This is a genomic window from Brucella sp. 22210, assembly GCF_052045675.1.
Classification (GTDB): domain Bacteria; phylum Pseudomonadota; class Alphaproteobacteria; order Rhizobiales; family Rhizobiaceae; genus Brucella.
On the sequence record NZ_JBQEPD010000007.1, the window covers coordinates 46,604 to 67,667 of the forward strand.

Genomic DNA, 21,064 nt, shown 5'->3' on the forward strand with positions numbered 1-21,064 from the left:
AGACTGATGTTTTGCCCGCCTAACCGGCGGGCATGACATTTTTAATGCCAACCCCGATCCCAATCGGGCTCGCCGCGAAAACTCTCGGCCAGATAGTCGACGAGGGTGCGCACCTTGATCGCCAGATGGCGCGCAGGCGGGTATACCGCATGGATGCCAAGCGGCTTGCTTTCAAAATCCCCCAAAACGCGTTCAACGCGCCCTTCACGGATGGATGGACCGGCAATGAATGTCGGTACATGCGCAATGCCCAATCCCGCCAGAGCCGCATTGAGACAAGCCTCGCCATTGGAAAAATGCAAACGGCCCGTGACATTGACCGCCTCGGCATCGCCCCCGCTCTGCGGCGCGAAACGCCAGACATAGGGATCACGGAAATTCGTATCGATAATGCAGCTATGCTGCGTCAGTTCTTGCGGATGAACCGGCGCTCCGTGCTCGGCGAGATAGGATGGCGCGGCCACAAGAACCACCCGCGCATCGCAGAGCCTGCGGGCAATCAGGCTGCTATCGAGCGGCTGTCCGATCCGCACGCCGATATCGAAGCCTTCATCGACCAGACTGACAACGCGGTCGGAAAAGCTCACATCGATCTGAATATCGGGAAAAGACTGCGCAAATTTCAGCAATACCGGCGTCAGCCGCAAAGTGCCGAATGACATCGGCGCCGTCAGCCTTATGCGCCCGGTCGGAGCACCCGATGCATTGCGCACCGACGCTTTCAAGGCGTCGAAGTCCTGCAACAGCCCCTTCATGCGCTCGTAATAGGCGTATCCGACCTCTGTCGGTGACAAGGCGCGCGTGGTGCGCTTGATGAGCTGGACGCCAAGATCGGTTTCCAGCCTTGATACGAGTTTGGATGCCTGACCGCTGCTTGTCCCAAGCCGTTGCGCCGCCGCTGAAAAACTGCCCGTATCCAGCACCGCAACGAACATGCGTTCGCAGTCAAGCCGATCCATTGATTGCTTCCATTCTAGCTATTTTCCGTCTCACAAGGCAGGAAAATAGCTTAATCTGGAAATTATCCAAGCTTCAAAACCGACCGCAAGAATGCGGCAGCCATGACCGCGCCTTCAGACGATACCGTATGCCCGACGCCGCGCAGAATATGGCAGGTGGCGTTCACACCGATTCCGGTCAGGCGCGCATTTGCGCTTTCGGATTCGCTTGCCGGAATGACCGGATCGGCGCTGCCATGCACCAGCAGGGCCTGTGTCGCAAGTGTCGGTGTAAAAGGTTCCGGCGAAGCCAGTCTGCCGGAAAAGGCAACCACGGCGGCAACCGGCCAGCGACCCGAAACAAGCGCATCAAGCGACATGATCGCGCCTTGGGAAAAACCAACGAGCACTACACGGTCGAGCTTATCGGCAAAGCCGTGCTCGGCAATGATCCGCGTCAGTGTTTCATCAAAAGCCGCACGCGCCTCGACAATTCGCTGCGGGCGATTGGCGGGCGTAACACCGCTGACGCTGAACCATTGACGCCCGTTACCGCCCTGATCGAAGGGAAAGGGCGCATCTGGTGCTGCGAATGCCGCGCCGGGCAAGGCATCGGCCCAAAACTCGCCAAGCGAAGCGAGATCCGCCCCGCGACTGCCGACACCGTGGAGAAAGATAATCAAAGAATGCATCTGTCTGTCATTCACTTTCAAATGTGAACCGGAGCCAACCCCGGCAAATCAGGCCCAAGTGGCACGATGCCGGTGGGGTTCAGCGCCTTGATGGAATAGTAGCCGCGCTTGATGTGATCGATATTGACCGTTTCGCGAATGCCGGGAATATCCAGAATGCGCATCAGCCAGGCGCTGAGCGCGGAGTAGTCAACCAGCCGCCGCAGATTGCATTTGAACAGGCCGTGATAGGCCGCATCGAAGCGCACCAGAGTCACGAAAAGCCGGATATCCGTTTCGGTGAAGCGATCCCCGAACAGAAATGGTCCACTGCCTGAAAGGCGGGTTTCCAGCTCGTCCAGCGTGCGGAACACATCGCGGAAAGCTTCATCATAGGCGATCTGGGTGGTGGCAAAACCGGCCCGATAGACGCCATTGTTCAGGCTTGGATAGATATGCTCGTTCAGCGCATCGATTTCCGAGCGCAGCGGCTCCGGGTAAAGGTCGATATCGTTATTGGCGAGATCGCCAAAGCCAGTATTGAACATGCGGACAATATCGGCAGATTCATTATTGACGATGGTTTTCGTCTTCTTGTCCCACAATACCGGCACGGTGGCGCGTCCCGTATAGTGGGGGTCAGCCTTCGTATAAAGCTCATGCATATAGGTCGCGCCGTTGAGGCTATCACGGTTGGAACCCGGATAGTCACCAAAACGCCAGCCCTGATCCGTTAACGCTGGCTCCACGACGGAGATCGAAATGAGCTTATCCAGCCCTTTCAGCTTGCGCGCGATCAGCGTGCGCGACGCCCACGGACAGATATAGGCGACGTAGAGATGATAGCGGTCGGCCTCGGCTTTGAAACCCGCCTCACCGGTCGGACCCGCGCTGCCGTCCGGGGTGACCCAGCTGCGGAAGCCGGAAATCTGGCGCACGAAGCCGCCTTTTTCATCCTTGGCCTGGACCGGTTGCCAGTCTTCAGTCCATTTTCCGTCTACGAGCATGGCATCTATCCTTGATGATCGGGAAAAGTGCGGAGAGGAGCATAGGCCACCTCCCCGCATTGCGGAACAGTGCGTTTTGGCGTCAGCTCGCGGATGCGCCCGGCTTCAACGCAAAAGCGCCGTTGCCTGCAAGCGCCACCACGGCAAGACCGACAATCCAGAATGCCGGGAATTCCCAACCGCCATTGGCATTGGTGAAGAAGAAGCCGGCTGCGCCATGGACCGTGAAGATTGCACCGAGCAGGATCGGGATCAGGGCAGCCGCCGCAACACGCGGAAAGACGCCGATGATCAGCGCGACGGCACCAATTATTTCCCAGAGGATAGTGACATAGGCGAACCAGCCCGGCAGGCCGAGCGATCCGAAGAAGGCAGCCGTTCCGGCAGGGGTGAAGACGAAGAGTTTAAGACCCGCATGGGCAAGGAACAGAATGCCGAGTGCGAGACGCAGAATGAAGATCGCATAAGGGGCGGTACGATTGTCGATCACGATGAACCTCGTTTCAAAACAGTGATTGTTGAAACGGACAATCTCAAAAAAAGCGCTCGCTGATTAGTCGGGTAGAATGAAGCTAACTCCTTCCAATTTGGAAGGAATGAATAGCAATTGGCGGGAAATCCCTCCGTAATAAGGCGCAAAGGCACGCTTTTGGCGCGCCCTAAAGCCCTTCCAGAGACATGTGAAATCGATCAGGCGACGATCTGCAACTCGGTACAAATCCGGTTACGGCCCAGATCCTTGGCGCGATAAAGCGCGGCGTCGGCACGACGGAAAACAGTTTCAAATCCGGAATCCGCGGCCGTGAGGAAGGCGATACCCGCACTCGTGGTCGTGCTGAATGGATCGCGCGTCGTATCGAACGAGGCGGACGCGAAAGCCTTGCGAATTTTATCAGCGGTCGCGAGAACATTCACATTGGAGGTCTGCCGCAGGATAAGCACGAATTCCTCGCCGCCGATGCGCGCAATAATCGCCCCCTGACCGGCATGGGCACGGATGATGCTTGCGAATTCCAGCAACACACGGTCCCCGACCGTATGACCGTGACTGTCGTTGATCGACTTGAACGCATCCAGATCGAACACAATCACGGAGTCGCCCGCGCGCATCTCATCAACAGCCAGACTGTCGTAAAGCGCTCGCCGGTTGAGCAGGCCCGTCAGACTGTCGGTGCGCGCCTCATTGGCATGACGCCGCGCAATACGTGATTGCGTGAAGGTCAGCGACAAGGCCCCGATCCCCGTAATACCGATAAGCGCCATCATGGCATTGAAATCTTCCGCCAGATTGCTTGGCAGGCTGGTCATCACCCACTGCTGTTCATAGACGATGACGCAACCGCACAGGAAAAACGAAACGGCTGTCAGCAAATAGAGCGTCATCATGCCGACAACTGGAATAGGCGCCTCATGATAAACTGAGCCATATTCCTTGGCCGTGATGTAGAGCAAAAATGCCGCCACAAAATTGAAGATCGCGATGCCTACGCCCACAAAACCCAACAGGATGGGTGCCAGAATAACGCCAATCGCAACGATGGAAAGCACAAAGAGATTGCCTGTGGGCACCCGTCTGGCCGAAATCTGCTTTGAACCGACGAACAGGAAAACGAAGCCGACGGTCATCAGGCTGAAAGCGATCACCGACGAGGGAACGAGAGCCAGAAGACCCGAATAGCTGAGCACCGCGCCCGCGCCGAGCAGGATCATACCCAGGCAGCCCCAGAGCAGGAACTTGTCCATGCGGTTCTGATACCAGACGCTCAAAATGGTTAGCGCCACCGCAAGCGAACATAAGCCCGCTGCGAAAAATAGCGTGTTTTGGTCTAGCTCCAAGATTTAGCTCCGCACCCCTTAAAACGCGTTCGGTTCTGACCATGTCAGACCGGCGGCTCCAGCCACTTTTTCTCGCGCACGTTCTGTCCGACGCCTGCGTGTGGCAGTTTTCGGTGCGTGCTCTCGCCCATACTGAACAGGGAGTTTAGCGGTAGAACGCCAAAGAATCGATACTTACTTATTTAAGTTAAGTTCAAATTCTTACTTTCCTTGCGGGACTGGTTAAAAGTTTTTACTTCCTTGCGCGGGCACAGCCAGTACCAGTCGAGCGTTCTTAAGCATCTTAACTTCAATCTTTTCAATGGGTTCAGTCATTTCCTGATGCACAACCGTTGCAGCAAAGACCTCCAGAAGCTCAGGGCTGCGCTGATCTGGATTAACGCCAGCCCCCGCCTGCGCTGTTCGACTGCCATGGGTGCCTGAGAGGCTACGCGCAGGATCGTAATAATTCCTATTGAAAATTATTACAGAAATTGCGTAAAAATTAGAAAAAATTACCATGAATGCAATCAGCGGTCCCGATAGAACGGAACCAAATAGTACGCCTGCTACACAGGCCCCGTTACATAGAATGCGAGTACCCGCCATGTCGGATCACAACCCGAACTCTCTTTCCCCAAATCGTCGTCAGTTTTTGCTTGGAGCGGGCAGCGCACTGGCGCTTGGCGCGACCGGCAGCTTCTGGATGCCGGGTCAGGCACGCGCGCAGGACGCCACGCCGCGCAAGGGCGGCCATCTGATCATGGGTCTCGACACGGCGTCGAGTTCGGACCGTCTCGATCCAGCCTTTTATCCCGAAGCCTATATGTATTCGGTGGGTTTCCAGCTTTTCAACACCCTGCTTGAGCCGACGCCGGATGGCCGTCTTTATGGCGCGCTCGTCGAAAGCTGGGAAGCAACCAAGCCAGATGCATCGCAGTGGGTATTCCGTCTCAAGAAGGGCATCCAGTTCCACAATGGCAAGGAACTGAAGGCCGAAGATGTCATTTACTCGCTGAACCATCATCGCGGCGAAAACAGTAATTCCGGCGGTAAGGGCTTCCTGCTCGCTGTGACCGAACTGAAGGCGACCGATCCTTACGAAGTAACGATCACGCTCGACAAGGGCAATGCCGACTTCCCGGCCGCTCTGACTGACGTGCATCTTGGCATTACGCCGCTCGATGCGGATTTCGATAAGGGCATCGGCACCGGCGCGTTCATTCTGGAAGATTTCCAGCCGGGTGTTCGCGCACTGACCCGCCGCAACCCGAATTACTGGGCGCCGGATCGCGCCAATGTGGAATCCGTCGAAACCATCGCCATGAGCGACGCGACGGCCCGCATGGCCGCGCTGCTCAGCGGACAGGTGCATGTCGTCAACCGCGTCGACGCTCGCTCCGTTGGTCTCGTTTCATCGCGCCCCGGCGTGCAAATTTTGAAGACGCCTGAAAACACCATGTACTGCCTGCCAATGCGGGTCGATACGGCGCCTTTCGACAATAATGATGTGCGTCTGGCGCTGAAATACGCCATCGACCGCGAAGAATTGCAAAAGAGCATTCTCGGCGGCACCGGTTCTATTGGCAACGACAACCCGATTTCGTCGTCGAACCCGTATTACTCCAAGGACATTCCGCAGCGCGCCTATGACCCGGAAAAGGCGGCGTTCCACTTCAAGAAGTCCGGCTATAGCGGCAATATCCCGCTGGTCGTTTCGGAAAACGGCTTCCCCGGCGCGGTCGATGCGGCGCAGGTTTATCAGGCCGCCGCTGCCAAGGCCGGCATCACCATTGATGTGGAACGCGTTCCATCCGATGGTTATTGGGATGAAATCTGGCTGAAGCGTCCGTTCGTCGCCTCCAACTGGGCCGTTCGCCCGACCGCCGATGCGATGCTTTCGATGATCCTGCAGTCGGACGCACCGTGGAACGAAACCGCCTGGAAGAACGAAGCTTTCGACAAGCTGCTTGCCGAAGCCCGTGTTGAACTGGACGAGGAAAAGCGCAAGAAAATCTACCACGACATTCAGGTCATCATGGTGGATGAAGGCGGCGAAATCATCCCGCTCTTCGCCGACAATCTTGCCGCCGCAACCGACAAGATCAAGGGCTTCACCCCGACGCCATCCGGCGGCGACATGAGCGGCTATCGTCTGGCCGAAAAGATCTGGTTCGAAGAATAATCGGGCCTCATTTAAAAGCTTCAATGCTTTCCTGAACAAAGGCCTCTTTGCTGATTGTACAGCAAGGAGGCCTTTTCCCTTTTCAGCAGACCGCTTCCGTACGGCAGCAAACGGCTTGCCCATCGGGCGTGTGTTTGCTTCTGCTAATAGAGGTGCGGACCTCGATTCGGCGCCGGGGATGACAATGAGGGGCTTTGCGTGAAAATATGTCTTGCAACGGTGATGGTGGTATTGGCACCACTACCCGCTATAGCGAATTGTATTCCGCCTTGGCAGACGCAATTTGCCTGCAATATTCCGGATCGCAACGCCCGCGCCGAGTTTTGCCGCATTGACGACACCAAGGCCAATCCGGGCAAGAAAGAAGCCTATTACAGCTATGCGACCGGCTCTGGCCCGACCGAACTTTATTTCGAGGCTGACAATACTCTGTTCTCGACCAAGGACACCGATATCAACCATCCGACTGACATGACGATGGCGATCGGCTATGCGCGCGGCGACTATGTCTATGCTTTCGTCGTGACGGAAGACAACCGCATTCCGGACCGCGTAAGGGATGCGGAAGTGCGCGTTTATAAAACCATCGACGCCTTTTCAAACGACAAGAAAGACACGGAGATCATGCGGCTTTATTGCGATTCCGCCTCCATTCTTGCCGACCGTGACAGCATTCGACCCTGACAGGGTCTTATCTGCCCCGCATCTGTTCGCCAGCGTTCTTGGCAAAACGCAGGTTCCAGAAAGTCGCTGTCAGTGAAATACCGGTCACGACGAGAAACGCCGTCGAGAAATCCGACATGACGGGCACGTCGTGGGCCTGCAAATTCATGGATGCATGAAGAACCAGCGCCGCCACGCAAACACCGACTGACAGCATGAGCTGCTGGAACGTCGAATAAAAGCTGTTGGCCGAGCTCATCCGCTTTGCGTCCACCCTGTCATAGGCCACCGTGTTGTAAGCGGTGAACTGGAACGACATTGAAAAGCCCGACATGGCAAGCACGATGAAGATCAGCCAATGCGGCCAATCCGGTGTGAAGAAAGCGCAGATCGCATAACTGCAAGCGGAGAATATGCCATTCACCACCAGCGATTGCCGGAAGCCAAACCGCCGGATGATCCGCGGCGCAAAGGCCTTCATCGCCAGCGCGCCAAGCGCGGTCGCAAGCACCATATTGCCTGCCGCCACAGCCGACAGACCAAAGCCGATCTGAAGCATCAGCGGCAGCAGAAACGGGTGCGCGCCCTGCGTGATACGGGTGATCGACCCCGCAATCATCGATGTTCCGAAGCTTTCAATGCGCAACAGCGAAAAATCGAGCATCGGCGCGGGATGGCGGCGCGAATGGACGATTGTGGCAACGCCGAAAACAACACCGACGACAAAGAGCTTCAGCGCGAGGTTCCCTTCCCCCGGATTGCTCGCCGTTTCCAGACTGAACAGCAAAGCGCCAAGCGCTATCCCCGACAGGATCAGACCCACGAAATCGAATGGCTCGCGCGTTTCGCTTTTATATTCACCGATATAAAGCGACACGAACACCATACCCAGAATACCGATGGGCACATTGATGTAGAAAATCCAGCGCCAGTCCAGAAATGTCACGAACAGACCGCCAAGCGGCGGCCCGAGAATAGGGCCCATAAGCGCGGGCACCAGCATCCACGACATGGCAGCGATGAGGTCCTTGCGTTCCACCGAACGGATCAACACCAGACGGCCAACCGGCAGCATCATCGCGCCGCCTGCGCCCTGCAATAGTCGGGCTGCGACCAGACATGGCAGGTTTGGCGCCTGTGCGCAGAGTACGGAACCCAGAATGAAGATTGCAATTGCGAAGCGAAAAACCGTGCGCGTGCCGAAGCGGTCGGCGATCTTGCCGCTGGCCGGAATGAAAATTGCAAGACTGAGCAGATAGGAGGTCAGCGCAACGCTCATGGAAGGCGCGCCGACAGCAAAATCGCGCGCCATGGTCGGAAGCGCGGTGGCCAGAATGGTCGCGTCCAGCTGCTCCATCAACATGGCACTGGCAACAATCAGCGCAATGATGCGAAAATTGCTCTTGCCCTCCGAAGCTGACGCTTCGGTGGTTGAACTCTGGCTCTCGATGCTGACACTCATGGCTATTCCAGCTCAGCGGGCAAAAAACGGGCGACCGCCATCACATGCTGATGACGGAGACTTCACGAACCTGGCTTATCTATCCGGGAAAGGTGATGCGCGCCTTTTGGAGATATCCATGCCGCAAACGACAGTCGGCTCAAAAGAAACTGCGAGCAATAAACAATCTTGCTGACCGTTGACGGCATATATCACAGATCGCGGTAAAACAAAGCCGCTCAAGAGAATTTGACTTCGGATTCATTTATGGTTCAGGGGGTTGTCGAGCTTGTGGTGCGTTTGAGCGACAGGCTGCGCTCCCGGAACATGGAAAAGAGGCCGGCGCTGACAACGATAAAGGCACCAGCGATGATATTCCATGTCAGGGTTTCATGGAAAACCAGCGTCGCGATAAATGCGCCGATGACCAATTGGAGATAGGTCAGCGGCTGCACTTCGCCTGCTTCCAGAATGTCATAAGCCCGGATGAGGCAATAATGGCTGGAAATGCCGCAAACGCAGAGCGCCGCCATCCAGAACCAGTCGTGCGGCGCGATGGGCACGAGATAAAAGACACCCACAGCCGTGAGCACCACCACACCGCCGATCCCGGTATAGAAGAAGCTGGTCATGGCATCGTCATCGCGGCTAACCGCACGCGTCGCGACAGCATAGATCGCGAACATGAAGGTCGCCGCGACGGAGAACAGAATATTGGCGTCGAAATGGGCGTTGACCGGATTGATGATCAAAAGCACACCGCACAGGCCAACAATGATCGCCGTCCAGCGACGCCAGCCAACCTTTTCGCCGAGAAATGGCACAGATAGCATGGTGACCAGCAAAGGCGCGCCCTGAAAGACAGACTGCGCCATGGCCATTCCGGCGCGGCTGAGGCCGAAGATGAAGGTGACGATTTCCGCAGCCAGAATCACGCCGCGGGTGATCTGTAGAAACGGGCGCTTCGTGGACGCCGCCTTGGCGATACCGCCGGAGCGTATGGCCAGCAGAATGACGAATGCGGCAAAAACCCAGTAGCGGATCATCGTGATGAAGATCGGCGAGTAATGCGTGCCAAGATATTTCGAAATGCCATCCTGCACTGCAAAGATGGTCACCGCGAGGATCGTGAAGAAGTAGCCTTGGCTCTTGGAGGTCATGCGCCATACTCGAAGCCGCCCGAAACGGGTGACTGTCTGTCTTGAGGGGAATGAGTGTGAGTAATCCGAACTGCGACGGATTACTACAACAAAGCCCACTATTTTTCGCAAACGACGATAAAGAAATGCGATTTCGCTCACTTTTTCCGTTGAGGAAGCGTCACACGCTTATCCCGCTCGAATAGCTCGCCTTTTGCATCGCCTGCTCCGCCAGGGGCGGGACGAATGTTGCAGCCTGTCGCATGATGTGCGCGCCAGATGCGGAACCGACCGTGCGCGCACCGGTTAACTCACCGCTGCGGGGCAAGCTAGAAAGTGAGACTACGACATGAAAAAGGCTCTTATTCTTACAACGGCAGCGTTTCTTGCGACCACCGGCCTCGCCGCCGCGCAAGATGCCGTCATCATCGAAGTGCCCCAGTCTGCACGTGATTATGTTATCGCCCATCCCGTTGACCCGGTCGTCATTCAAGACGATGTCGGTGAAGGTTATGTCGTGCCGGAGGCTGTTGTCGTGCGCCCTATCCCCGACAATCCGGACTTCGGCTATATCTATGTGAACGGTGAACCGGTCATCGTTTCGATGCAGAACCGACAGGTGGTCTATTATGACGAAGCGCCCAATGCAGGCCCGCCCGTCCCTGTCGTACCCGACGATGTGGTTACCTTCGTGGAAAACAACCCGACGCAACCCATTGCCATTGATGGCGATGTGACCGAGGGCATGGTGATCCCGGAAGATGTGCCGCTTGCGGTAGTTCCTGATCAGCCGAAATATTCCTATGTCTATATCGATCAGCGTCCAGCGCTCGTGGAACCGCAAACGCGCCGCGTTATCTGGGTGAAGTAACTCCCCTTTGATCCCCGCGCTGCAATGCGCGGGGATTTTCAGTTTCGGCCTGTTTAGGCTGTTCGCAGACCAGCCCCCAAGTCCTCTTTCCCTTACATCGAAATTTTGGGCCACCTGCCTCGGAAGCGTCTCATGGGCAGGGATCACGGCTTCCCACGAACCGTCCTATCTCCGCTAAATTCCCATAGCTGCTTTCACCTACAATCATTAGCGACTTGCGCGATTGCGCTCGCATAAAATATAGATAATTTAATAATCATATCTATTAAAAATAGGATGGGTAGCTAGATGATTGAGATTAATGAGATAATTAGCGATAAACGGGACGCTGATTCAAGCGAGCAACAAAATGAGTCGCTCAATCTTGCGAAAATTATCTATAATTTACCATTCATTCAGCTCGTCTTCCGCGCGCAGGAAATTCACCGGCAGCATTTCGACCCCGATGCCATTCAAATGAGCAGGTTGCTTTCGATCAAAACCGGTGGCTGCGCCGAAGATTGCGGCTATTGCAGCCAGTCGGCGCATTATCCAACCGGGCTGAAGGCGTCCAAACTGATGGAAGTCGAGCGCGTACTGTCCGAAGCGCGCAAGGCGCAGGAGGGCGGGGCAACGCGCTATTGCATGGGGGCCGCCTGGCGCAGCCCCAAGGACCGCGACATGGACATGCTTGTCGCGATGGTTGAGGGCGTCAAGGCAATGGGCATGGAAACCTGCATGACGCTTGGCATGCTGTCGCCCGAACAATCGTCACGCCTTTCCGATGCCGGGCTTGATTATTACAACCATAACATCGACACGTCGGAGCGGTTTTATCCCGAGATCATCACCACTCGAACTTTCGAAGACCGGCTCGAAACACTGGCGAATGTCCGCGATGCAGGAATCAAGGTCTGTGCAGGTGGCATTCTCGGCATGGGCGAAACCGTAGACGATCGCATTTCGATGCTTGTCACGCTGGCCAATTTGCCGACACCGCCCGAAAGCGTGCCGATCAATATGCTGATCCCTATTCCCGGTTCGCGCCTTGCCAATGCCGAGCCTATCGACCCGTTCGATTTTATACGCACCATCGCGCTGGCCCGGATTCTCATGCCGACATCCTATGTGCGGCTCTCCGCCGGTCGCACCGATATGAGCGATGAAATGCAGGCGCTTTGCTTCTTTGCCGGAGCCAATTCGATCTTTGTCGGCGACACGCTGCTGACTGCCGACAATCCCGGCGAAGATCACGACAGCGCGCTTTTCCGGCGGCTCGGCCTCAAGCCGATGACCCTGGAGCAGTTGCGTTGAGCAACCCGCCCCTTGCCCGTTATCAGGCGACACTGGACGGTCTTGAGCGGAAGTCTCGTTTACGCGCCCTCTCCCCGCAGAGAGGCATCGACTTCACGTCAAACGACTATCTGGGTCTCGCCAATTCACCGCGCCTCAAGACAGCTATCGTTGCCGCGCTCGACCGCGGCGTTCCGGTTGGCGCAGGCGGATCGCGGCTGTTGCGTGGCAACCATACCGAGCATGAAGCACTTGAAGCCGAAGCTGCGGCCTTCTTCGACGCAGAGAAAGTGCTGTATTTCGGCAGTGGTTTCGCGGCCAATACGGCGCTGTTTGCGACCATGCCGCAGCGCGGAGACCTGATCGTCTGTGACGCGCTGATCCATGCCAGCGTTCACGCGGGCATTGCATCCAGCAAGGCAGATACCGTCTTTGCAAAGCACAATGATGTCGGCGCTTTCGACGCCGCCATCAGCGAATGGCGGCGCAAGGGTGGCAAAGGGTATCCGTGGATCGCCATCGAAAGTCTCTATTCCATGGATGGTGATACCGCCCCCATCGCGGAACTGGCCGAACTGGCAAACCGCAACGGCGGGTTTCTGGTGATCGATGAAGCCCATGCCACCGGCATTTATGGCCCGCAAGGACGTGGACTGGCGGCCAATATCGAAAATCGCGACAATGTGCTGGTGCTGCACACATGCGGCAAGGCGATGGGCTTGTCCGGCGCGCTGCTGCAATTACCCGCCATACTTGGCGACTATCTCATCAACCGCGCCCGCAACTTCATCTATTCGACTGCACCGTCGCCCTTGATAGCGGCGGGTGTGCGTGAGGCATTGCGCATGATTGCTGACGAGCCAGAGCGTCGCCAGCGATTGCAATATCTGACCGGCCTTGCCGGATCACTCGCGGCTTCGCTTCTGGGCCTCAGGCCGAGCGGCTCGCATATTATGCCGATCCTGATCGGTGACAATTTTCACGCCATGCGTATTGCCGAAGCGATGCGCGCAGAGGGGTTCGATATCCGGGCGATCCGCCCTCCGACTGTGCCGGAAGGAACCGCACGGCTCAGACTATCCATCACGCTTAATGTCAGTGAAAGCCAGATCCGTCAGATGTTTGACCGGCTTTCCATTGCAATGGGAAAAGACAGACCATGACAACGCGCTTCGTCGTCTCTGGCACGGATACCGGCATCGGCAAGACGGTCTTTTCAGCCGCCCTCACCGCTGCCCTCGACGGTTACTATTGGAAGCCGGTGCAATCCGGTCTGGACGAGGAAACCGATAGTCAGGCGGTCGCACGGCTTGTCGGCCTGCCTCCAAGTCGTATCTTGCCGGAAGTCTACAAGCTTTCTGCACCGCTTTCGCCGCATCAGTCGGCAGCGCTGGACGGCAAGGCGATTTCCGACGATGCATTCGCCGTGCCCGCAACGGACGGCCCGCTGGTGATCGAAGGCGCAGGCGGGTTGCTGGTGCCGCTCTCGGACGATCTGGTTTTTGCCGATATATTCGCCCGGTGGCAAATTCCGGTCATTCTGTGCGCCCGCACCAATCTCGGCACGATCAATCACACGCTGCTGTCCGTCGAAGCGCTGAAGCATCGGCGCACGCCCCTATGCGGCATCGCCTTCATCGGTGACGAGAATATAGAAACCCAGCGCATCATCGCGAAAATGAGCGGAGTGCGCGTTCTTGGTCGCCTGCCGTTCCTACCCGACCCAGCAGGAAGCGCGTTGCGACAAGCCTTTGAGGACAGCTTTGATCTAAGCAGTTTCGCGGAGGTGTGGGCATGAAGCGACAAACTGTCTGGCACCCCTTTACCCAGCATGCGCTGGAACCGGAGATGCAACGCATCGTATCGACTGAGGGCGCTTATCTGGTCGACGAAAGCGGCAAGCGTATCCTCGATGCAATCTCCTCCTGGTGGGTCATCACCCATGGCCATCGGCACCCGGAAATCATGCAGGTGATCCGCAGCGCGACGGAAAATTTCGACCAGATCATCTTTGCCGAATATTCCCACGCGCCTGCCGAACAACTAGCCGAAGGGCTGATCGAAATCGCGCCGCCCGGCCTGCATCACGTCTTCTATTCGGACAGCGGTTCGACCGCAGTGGAAGTCGCGCTGAAAATGGCACTCGGCTATTTTCACAATACGGGCCAAGCGCGGGACCGTATCGTCGTGATGGAGCACGGCTATCACGGTGACACCATCGGCACCATGTCCACCGGAGAGCGCGGCGTTTTCAATGCCGCCTACGAACCGCTGCTGTTTGGCGTGGATCGGCTACCCTTTCCGGAAAAGGGCAACGAACAGCGCATGCTCGACATGTTCGAGGACCATTGCAGGTCAGGCCGCGTGGCGGCATTGCTGATCGAACCGCTCATTCTCGGCGCGGGCGGCATGAAAACCTATCGCCCGGCCCTGCTCACAGCACTCAAAGAAATCGCCGAGCGGTTTGGCTGCCTGCTGATCGCCGATGAAGTGATGACCGGCTGGGGGCGAACCGGAACACTCTTTGCCTGCGAACAGGCACGTATCACACCGGATATTATGTGCGTCTCCAAGGGACTGACCGGCGGAGCGCTGCCGTTGGCCGCAACGCTTTGCACCTCGGCGATCTTCGATGCGCATCTTTCAACCGACCGCCGCAAGACCTTCTTTCACTCAAGCTCCTACACGGCCAACCCGATTGCCTGCGCCGCCGCCGTCGCCAATCTGGAAGTCTGGCGACAAGAACCAGTGCTCAGCCGCATTCGGTCCATCGAGGAGTTTCACGAACACAATCTGACACGATTTGCAGGCGACCGGCGCTTCACGAATATCCGGCAGGCGGGAACGATTGCAGCGCTTGACGTTGTCGTGCCCTCCGGCGGCTATCTCGCAGAAATCGGCCAGCACATGCGCAAACTGTTTCGTGAGCGCAACTTGCTGATCCGCCCGCTTGGCAATGTGCTTTATCTGATGCCACCCTATTGTGTGACCAGCGCCGAACTGGCCCATATTTACGACGCGATTGACGAAGTGGCATCCATCGTGACGGGGCAACCGCAATGAGCCTATGCCGCTCCTCCCGCATGGTCGGTTTCGGTCATGCGGTGCCTAAACGCTGCGTCGAGAACCGTGAGATCGAACAACAGCTCGGTCTGGAACCGGGCTGGATCGAACGACGCACGGGCATTCGCTCACGCTATTGGGCAGGTGAAGGCGAAACTTTGAGTGGGCTTGCAGCCGTGGCCGGAGATATGGCGCTCGATAATGCCGCCATTGCCCGCGAAGACGTCGCACTGACTTTGCTTGCAACATCGACGCCGGATCATCTGCTGCCGCCGTCAGCTCCGTTGCTGGCGCATAAGCTCGGACTTGCCCGGTCTGGCGCTATAGACATGGCGGGCGCTTGCGCGGGCTTTCTCTATGCGCTTACCCTCGCAGACAGCTTTGTCCGCACACATAACCGCCCTGTGCTTGTGGTTGCGGCCAACATTCTGAGCCGCCGCATCAACCCGGCTGAGCGCGCAAGCACCGTCCTCTTTGCCGATGCAGCAGGAGCAGTCGTGCTCGCACCAGATACGAACCCACAGCGAGGGGTTCTATCTGCCGATCTGTCTTCAGACGGAAGCGGCTATGACCTGATTTCAATCCCATCCGGCGGCGGCAACCGGCCATTCTCGCCCGACATGGCACCGGAGCAATTCCTGATGTCGATGCAGAATGGTCGCGAGGTGTTTTCCCGTGCGGTCGATTTGATGACGGTCACCTCCAGAAATGCGCTGGAAAAGGCAGACGTTGAGGCCACTCGCATTGACCGTTTTGTACCCCACCAGGCCAATGCGCGCATGTTCGATGCCGTTGCGCATAATTTCGATATCAATCCGGCTAAAACGGTGCGGACAATAGCGACCTACGGCAATTCCTCCGCCGCAACAATTCCGCTATCGCTCTCGGTCGCCAATCAGACACGACCTTATGCAGAAGGCGAGACGCTTCTGCTGACCGCTGCGGGCGCCGGTATGATGGGCGGCGCAGCGGTCTATATTGCCTGAGTTCCAGCTTAGGATTGCACCGTCTTCGCTGGAACGGCCTTATGTTCCTCCTGCGGAGCGGCGGCCTTGCGCGCCACAAGACTGTAGACGACCGGCACCACAAAGAGCGTCAACAAGGTGCCGAAGGACATGCCGCCGACAATCACCCAGCCGATGGCCTGACGGCTTTGTGCGCCAGCGCCGGTTGCAACGGCAAGCGGAATGGCGCCAAGCACCATAGCCCCTGTCGTCATGAGGATCGGACGCAGACGCATCACCGCAGCCTCCATCACCGCATCGGCGATGTCACGCCCCTGATCACGCATATGATTGGCAAATTCGACAATCAGAATGCCGTGCTTGGTGATAAGCCCGACCAGCGTGACCAGACCAATCTGGCTGTAGACATTCATGCTCGCCCCCGCGAACCAGAGCGCGAGCAAGGCCCCGGCTATCGAGAGCGGAACTGTGAGCAGAATGATGAACGGGCTGACAAAGCTTTCAAACTGCGCCGCCAGAACCAGATAGATGAACAGAATGGCCAGACCGAACACGAACAAAATGCTCGAATTGGAACTGGTGAAATCGCGAGATTCCCCTTCCAGATCATACTGGGCATAGGTCGGGAACATCTCATTGGCCGTGCTTTGCAGATAAGTCAGCGCCTCGCCCAGTGAAGAATCGGGAGACAGACCTGCACTGATCGTCGCCGAGCGTAACCGGTTGAAACGATAGAGATTGGCTGGTTCGACACTTTCCTTGACGGTTACGAGATTGGACAGTGGGATAAGCTGGCCGGACGAGCCCCGCACATTGACGATGTTGATGGAATCCGGCGTGGCGCGGTCGCTGGCATCGAGCTGGACAAGGACATCCGATTGTTCGCCATCCCGGTCGATGCGCGTAACCTGACGGCTGCCGAACATCGTTTCCAGCGTATGGCCAACATCCGAAACCTGCAGACCCGCTTCGCGGATCTTCTCGCGGTTCATGTTGATTTCCATGCGTGGCTTGTTGAGATCAAGGTTCGATTCAACATTCACCAGACCGGGGTTTTCCTTGATTTTCTCGACAAATGCGGTCGCGAGCTTGTTGAGGTCGTCGTAGCTGGACGAAGACTGGATAACAAACTGAACCGGATTATTGGCCCCGGCTCCACTGCCGCGCGTCGTCGTCAGGGATGGCATATTGAACCCGAAGGCGCGCATACCCGGAATGGCGCTCATCTCCGGACTAATGGAGCGAATGATTTCCTGCTGGCTGCGGTCTCGCTCATCCCAGTCTTTCAGCAGACCGAACGCACCAAAACCGGTAACCTGCTGTGCGCCATAAACCGAGAAATACGTGCTGACCTCCGGAATGCTGGCCATGATTTCTTCAGCGGTCTTGCCGTAGCGTTCCGTAAATTGAAGCGTTGAACCTTCCGGAGACGTGCCTGCCATGCGAATGACCCCACGGTCCTCAACCGGAGCAAGTTCACTTGGCAGATTGACATAAAGGAACCCCGCCAGAACCGCAGTTGCCGCAGCGCCAGCCAACACAATCAGCTTGTTGCGCATGGCAAGCCCCAGCACGCGCCGGTAATGCTCGTTGAGACGATCAAGAAATCCTTCCAGAGCGCGTGATATCCGGCCCTGATTTTCATTGTGACGCAACAGCTTGCCACACATCATGGGCGTCAAAGTCAGCGCCACGAAGCCGGAAACCAGCACCGCCCCGGCGAGCGTCAGGGCAAACTCGATGAACAATTGCCCAGTTCGGCCTTCGGTGAATGCAATCGGCACATAGACAGCCGCCAGCGTAAGCGTCATCGCGATGACGGCAAAGGCGATTTCTCCCGTTCCGGCAATGGCTGCCTGCACCGGGGTTTCGCCCTCCTCAATGCGCCTGTGCACATTTTCCAGCACGACGATAGCATCGTCCACCACCAGACCAATGGCCAGCACCATGGCGAGCAGCGTCAGTGTGTTGATACTGAAGCCGAAAGCAAACATGATTGCCAGCGTTGTGATCAGCGAAACCGGTATCGTCACGATGGGAATAAGGCTTGCGCGCACCGAACGCAGGAAGAAGAAGATCACCATGATCACGAGAACAATCGCCTCGCCAATCGTGTGGAAGACAGCCTCAATCGAGCGATCGATGAAGATCGACGTGTCATAGGTGACATCCGCCTTCATTCCGGTTGGCAAACTTTCCTGAATGGTCGGCAGCACGGCGCGCACGGCATTGGCAACCTCAAGCGGATTGGCGGTCGCCTGTTTCACCACACCAATCGAGACGGCTGTTTCGCCTTCCTTGAAGGTAGCCTGCCGCTCGTCGGCTGCACCCAGTTCGGTTCGCCCTATATCACGCAAACGTACCGGATAACCGTTCACGACATTGATGATGATGTCGGCAAATTCTTCGGGCGTCGTGAGCGCCGTATTGGCGAGAAGGGTAAACTCCCGATCCTTGCTTTCGATACGCCCTGCAGGTACTTCGACATTCTGGCTTTCAAGTGCCGTTTCAACATCCTGAACCGTCAGGCCGTAACCCGCCAGCTTGCGCGCATCGATCCAGACACGCATTGCATATTCACGCGCGCCGAGAATGCGGGCTTCCGAGACACCGGGCAAATTCTGGATACGGTCAACAACCGTTCGATTGAGAACGTCAGTGATTTCAAGGCCGGAATGACGGTCGCTTGTAAAAGCCACATACATGATGGGCTGCGCATCCGCTTCCACTTTGGCGACAATCGGCTCGTCAATCTCATCGGGGAGATTGCGTCTTGCGCGGGACACACGGTCGCGCACTTCGGCAGCGGCCACTTCGGGATCGGTGCCGAGTGTAAAGCGCACCGTGATGGCGCTGGTTTCCGCTCGGCTTGTCGATGACACCACATCAATACCGGCAATACCCGAGAGCTGTGTTTCAAGAACCTGCGTCACCTGACTTTCCACAATTTCGGCATTAGCGCCGGAATAGGTGGTCGAAACGGAAACTGTCGGTTCTTCCACATCGGGATATTCGCGGGTGCTCAGCCGCTCATAGGACACGATGCCGAGCAGAACGAGCACCAGACTAAGGACCGTAGCGAAGACCGGTCGGCGGACACACATTTCCCATATGGACATCAGACCGATCCCTCCGCAGTTGCGTCCTGAACACGGATTTTGGTTCCTGTTTGCAACTTCTGCTGACCGGCCGTCACGACACGGGCATCCTTATCGAGGCCCGTGACAATCTCGACCATCCCTTCAAGCCGTTGCCCCAGCGTGACCGTGACCACCTCGACCGTATCGTCCGCATTGATGCGATAGACGGTCTGGGTTTCGCCGCTTGGCACAATGGCGCTTTCCGGCACCAGCAGGGCATCTGCCTTGGTGCCTGTCGTGACATTGACGCGCACGAAAAGCCCCGGCCTCAATTTCAGATCGGGATTGGCGATCAAGGCGCGCATGCGAATAGAGCGGCCTGTTTCATCGACGGAAGGCTCGATGGCATAGACCTGCCCCTGAAACGGCTGGTCTGGCAGTGCATCTGCTATCACCGAAACCCGCTGCTCGGGCGAAATATTCGCCAGCGCGACTTCCGGCAAGGAAAACTCCGCCACCAATGGATCGATCTGATCGAGCTTGGCAAGATTGGTCGTACCCGCAGTTACATAAGCGCCCACACTGACCGAACGCAGACCGACAACACCGTGAAACGGCGCCTTGATAGAAGTCTGTGCGAGTTGTGCTTCGGCAAGCGCCAGAGCCGCTTCCGTATTGCGCAGGTTCGCTTCCGCTTCTTCCAAAGCCTGTGTCGCGCTGATCCCGCGCTTCGACAGGGCTTCGGTGCGTTCGAAAGTCGACCTGGCAAGAACATTGGCCGCACGGGCCGATTGAACGGAAGCATCCAGAATGGAGGTATCCAGCTGAAACAGAACACTGCCTGCCTCAACGCGCTGGCCTTCCTGAAACAAAATCTTGTCCACCCGACCGCTGATTTCCGAGGCCAGCGTGACCGATTCCTTCGCGCGCAAACTGCCAACTGCCGAGATGATGCTGTCCAGATCGCGCGTTTGCACCGTAGCCGCTTCCACGACTGCGGCATTGGCCTGAACGGGAGCAATCGACGCCGTCGTCTCAGCAGATGTTTTTTGCGTGCCACGCCATGCAAAAAAAGCTGCAATCAGCACCAGCCCCAATACAAGAACTAGTATACCTCGTTTCCTAAGTTTCATATGCTAGCCTTTCATCGGGTCGGGCCATGAGTTTCCGCAGCGGGACACGCGAACGGATCAAACAGGGCGAGAGTCAAATATTAGCTTTCAAAATATTTTACTTTACAGTAAAGTAAAATTAATCTTCTGTAATGTCAGACTCTTGGCTAACAGAGGGCATTGGGGAGGGACTGAAAAGCGTGGACAAGAAAATGAATGTGAGCACTGAAACGGTGCTTGATGCGACAAGAAAAATGCTGTCGGAGCACGGCTCTGCGGTCAGTTTGGAGCTGATCGCTGCCGAAGCTGGCCTGACGCGCCAGACGCTTTATAATCGCTTTGGCAGCAAGCAGGTTTTGCTGAAAACCGCTTTTGACGACATCCGCAATAAAATCCACGCCCGTCTCGATAATGCTCCTTGGGGAGCGAAACCTGAAATCCTCCTGCCTGTGATCGGACGGATCGTGGCGGATAATTTTCTCGACCTGGAAATGGCGAAACTGTTGCGCGCCATGCTTCAGGCGGTGGAAGAAATTCCCGAAATCGGCACCAGCCTGAGATCGGACAGGACCGGTCAGGTCCTGAGCAGTCTAACCGCTTATATTGAAGCGAAGACGAAAACCGGTGAATTCCAGGTCGCGAACCCTGAAGTGCAGGCGATGCTGTTTCTAGGCAGCATCAGCGGATTTCTCTTTCCCCGCCTGCTTCTTGGAACTGCCGCGCCGGACGAAGAGCGTAATCAGGAACTGGTCAATGAGGCGGTCAAAAGCTTCATCAGTCTCTGGCGCAAAAGTGAACTGCCCCCTCCCAACAAATGAACGAGGCTTTCTGTGTTGAAACAC

Annotated in this window: 19 protein-coding genes; 9 read left to right on the top strand and 10 right to left on the bottom strand. The window is 56.8% G+C overall.

All coding sequences use genetic code 11. The annotated features are described in order from the left end of the window. Positions 1-41 precede the first annotated feature (41 nt). The 6 genes from ACTJKP_RS11260 to ACTJKP_RS11285 form a co-directional block, all read right to left on the bottom strand. Positions 42-959 carry a LysR family transcriptional regulator gene (locus tag ACTJKP_RS11260; RefSeq protein WP_440630708.1) on the bottom strand — a complete coding sequence of 306 codons (918 nt, stop codon included), beginning with the start codon at positions 957-959 and terminating at the stop codon, positions 42-44. Between the two features lie 62 nt (positions 960-1,021). Then, the gene (locus ACTJKP_RS11265; protein ID WP_440630709.1) at positions 1,022-1,630 is read right to left on the bottom strand and encodes an alpha/beta hydrolase; all 609 of its coding nucleotides are present in this window, start codon (positions 1,628-1,630) and stop codon (positions 1,022-1,024) included. Positions 1,631-1,647: 17 nt separating this feature from the next. Continuing rightward, positions 1,648-2,616: a glutathione S-transferase family protein gene (locus ACTJKP_RS11270; RefSeq protein ID WP_440630710.1), complete on the bottom strand. Its 969-nt coding sequence runs from the start codon at positions 2,614-2,616 to the stop codon at positions 1,648-1,650. Positions 2,617-2,698: 82 nt separating this feature from the next. Beyond that, positions 2,699-3,106 carry a DoxX family protein gene (locus tag ACTJKP_RS11275; protein ID WP_440630711.1) on the bottom strand — a complete coding sequence of 136 codons (408 nt, stop codon included), beginning with the start codon at positions 3,104-3,106 and terminating at the stop codon, positions 2,699-2,701. Between the two features lie 200 nt (positions 3,107-3,306). Continuing rightward, a complete protein-coding gene (locus tag ACTJKP_RS11280) occupies positions 3,307-4,452 on the bottom strand; it encodes a diguanylate cyclase (protein WP_440630712.1) in 1,146 nt (381 codons plus the stop codon). 222 nt (positions 4,453-4,674) lie between these two features. Beyond that, entirely contained in the window at positions 4,675-5,040 is a 366-nt protein-coding gene (locus ACTJKP_RS11285) for a hypothetical protein (RefSeq protein WP_440630713.1), read from the bottom strand. Here ACTJKP_RS11285 and ACTJKP_RS11290 point away from each other — a divergent pair. Both ACTJKP_RS11290 and ACTJKP_RS11295 read left to right on the top strand, forming a co-directional pair. Continuing rightward, positions 5,039-6,616: an ABC transporter substrate-binding protein gene (locus ACTJKP_RS11290; protein WP_113533425.1), complete on the top strand. Its 1,578-nt coding sequence runs from the start codon at positions 5,039-5,041 to the stop codon at positions 6,614-6,616. The genes ACTJKP_RS11285 and ACTJKP_RS11290 overlap by 2 nt on opposite strands. Before the next feature lie 198 nt (positions 6,617-6,814). Continuing rightward, positions 6,815-7,300, top strand: a complete 486-nt coding sequence (locus ACTJKP_RS11295; protein WP_440630714.1) for a hypothetical protein — start codon at positions 6,815-6,817, stop codon at positions 7,298-7,300. A gap of 7 nt (positions 7,301-7,307) precedes the next feature. Here the strand turns inward: ACTJKP_RS11295 and ACTJKP_RS11300 are convergent, their stop codons facing one another. Both ACTJKP_RS11300 and ACTJKP_RS11305 read right to left on the bottom strand, forming a co-directional pair. After that, positions 7,308-8,741 (bottom strand): DHA2 family efflux MFS transporter permease subunit, encoded by a 1,434-nt coding sequence (locus ACTJKP_RS11300; RefSeq protein WP_440630715.1) that lies wholly within the window; start codon positions 8,739-8,741, stop codon positions 7,308-7,310. 251 nt (positions 8,742-8,992) lie between these two features. Then, complete coding sequence (locus ACTJKP_RS11305; protein ID WP_440630716.1) at positions 8,993-9,880, bottom strand: DMT family transporter; 888 nt, start codon at positions 9,878-9,880, stop codon at positions 8,993-8,995. A gap of 328 nt (positions 9,881-10,208) precedes the next feature. Between ACTJKP_RS11305 and ACTJKP_RS11310 the strand changes: the two genes are divergently transcribed. The 6 genes from ACTJKP_RS11310 to ACTJKP_RS11335 all read left to right on the top strand — a co-directional run bounded on the left by ACTJKP_RS11310 (position 10,209) and on the right by ACTJKP_RS11335 (position 16,051). Continuing rightward, on the top strand, positions 10,209-10,730 hold the full coding sequence (locus tag ACTJKP_RS11310) for a DUF1236 domain-containing protein (protein ID WP_078336854.1): 522 nt from the start codon (positions 10,209-10,211) through the stop codon (positions 10,728-10,730). Between the two features lie 288 nt (positions 10,731-11,018). After that, positions 11,019-12,023, top strand: a complete 1,005-nt coding sequence (gene bioB, locus ACTJKP_RS11315; protein ID WP_440630717.1) for a biotin synthase BioB — start codon at positions 11,019-11,021, stop codon at positions 12,021-12,023. After that, positions 12,020-13,165, top strand: coding sequence for an 8-amino-7-oxononanoate synthase (locus ACTJKP_RS11320; protein WP_440630718.1), 1,146 nt, complete (start codon positions 12,020-12,022; stop codon positions 13,163-13,165). The genes bioB and ACTJKP_RS11320 overlap by 4 nt, the downstream gene beginning before the upstream one ends. Continuing rightward, the gene (bioD, locus tag ACTJKP_RS11325; protein WP_440630719.1) at positions 13,162-13,800 is read left to right on the top strand and encodes a dethiobiotin synthase; all 639 of its coding nucleotides are present in this window, start codon (positions 13,162-13,164) and stop codon (positions 13,798-13,800) included. The genes ACTJKP_RS11320 and bioD overlap by 4 nt, the downstream gene beginning before the upstream one ends. After that, the gene (locus ACTJKP_RS11330) at positions 13,797-15,065 is read left to right on the top strand and encodes an adenosylmethionine--8-amino-7-oxononanoate transaminase (RefSeq protein ID WP_440630720.1); all 1,269 of its coding nucleotides are present in this window, start codon (positions 13,797-13,799) and stop codon (positions 15,063-15,065) included. Before bioD ends, ACTJKP_RS11330 begins: the two co-directional genes overlap by 4 nt. Continuing rightward, positions 15,062-16,051: a beta-ketoacyl-ACP synthase III gene (locus tag ACTJKP_RS11335; protein WP_440630721.1), complete on the top strand. Its 990-nt coding sequence runs from the start codon at positions 15,062-15,064 to the stop codon at positions 16,049-16,051. The genes ACTJKP_RS11330 and ACTJKP_RS11335 overlap by 4 nt, the downstream gene beginning before the upstream one ends. A gap of 8 nt (positions 16,052-16,059) precedes the next feature. Here the strand turns inward: ACTJKP_RS11335 and ACTJKP_RS11340 are convergent, their stop codons facing one another. Both ACTJKP_RS11340 and ACTJKP_RS11345 read right to left on the bottom strand, forming a co-directional pair. Further along, complete coding sequence (locus ACTJKP_RS11340; RefSeq protein ID WP_440630722.1) at positions 16,060-19,149, bottom strand: efflux RND transporter permease subunit; 3,090 nt, start codon at positions 19,147-19,149, stop codon at positions 16,060-16,062. Beyond that, a complete protein-coding gene (locus ACTJKP_RS11345; protein ID WP_440630723.1) occupies positions 19,149-20,243 on the bottom strand; it encodes an efflux RND transporter periplasmic adaptor subunit in 1,095 nt (364 codons plus the stop codon). Before ACTJKP_RS11345 ends, ACTJKP_RS11340 begins: the two co-directional genes overlap by 1 nt. 179 nt (positions 20,244-20,422) lie before the next feature. Here ACTJKP_RS11345 and ACTJKP_RS11350 point away from each other — a divergent pair, with 179 nt between their 5' ends. Continuing rightward, positions 20,423-21,040, top strand: coding sequence for a TetR/AcrR family transcriptional regulator (locus ACTJKP_RS11350; RefSeq protein ID WP_440630724.1), 618 nt, complete (start codon positions 20,423-20,425; stop codon positions 21,038-21,040). Positions 21,041-21,064 lie beyond the last annotated feature (24 nt).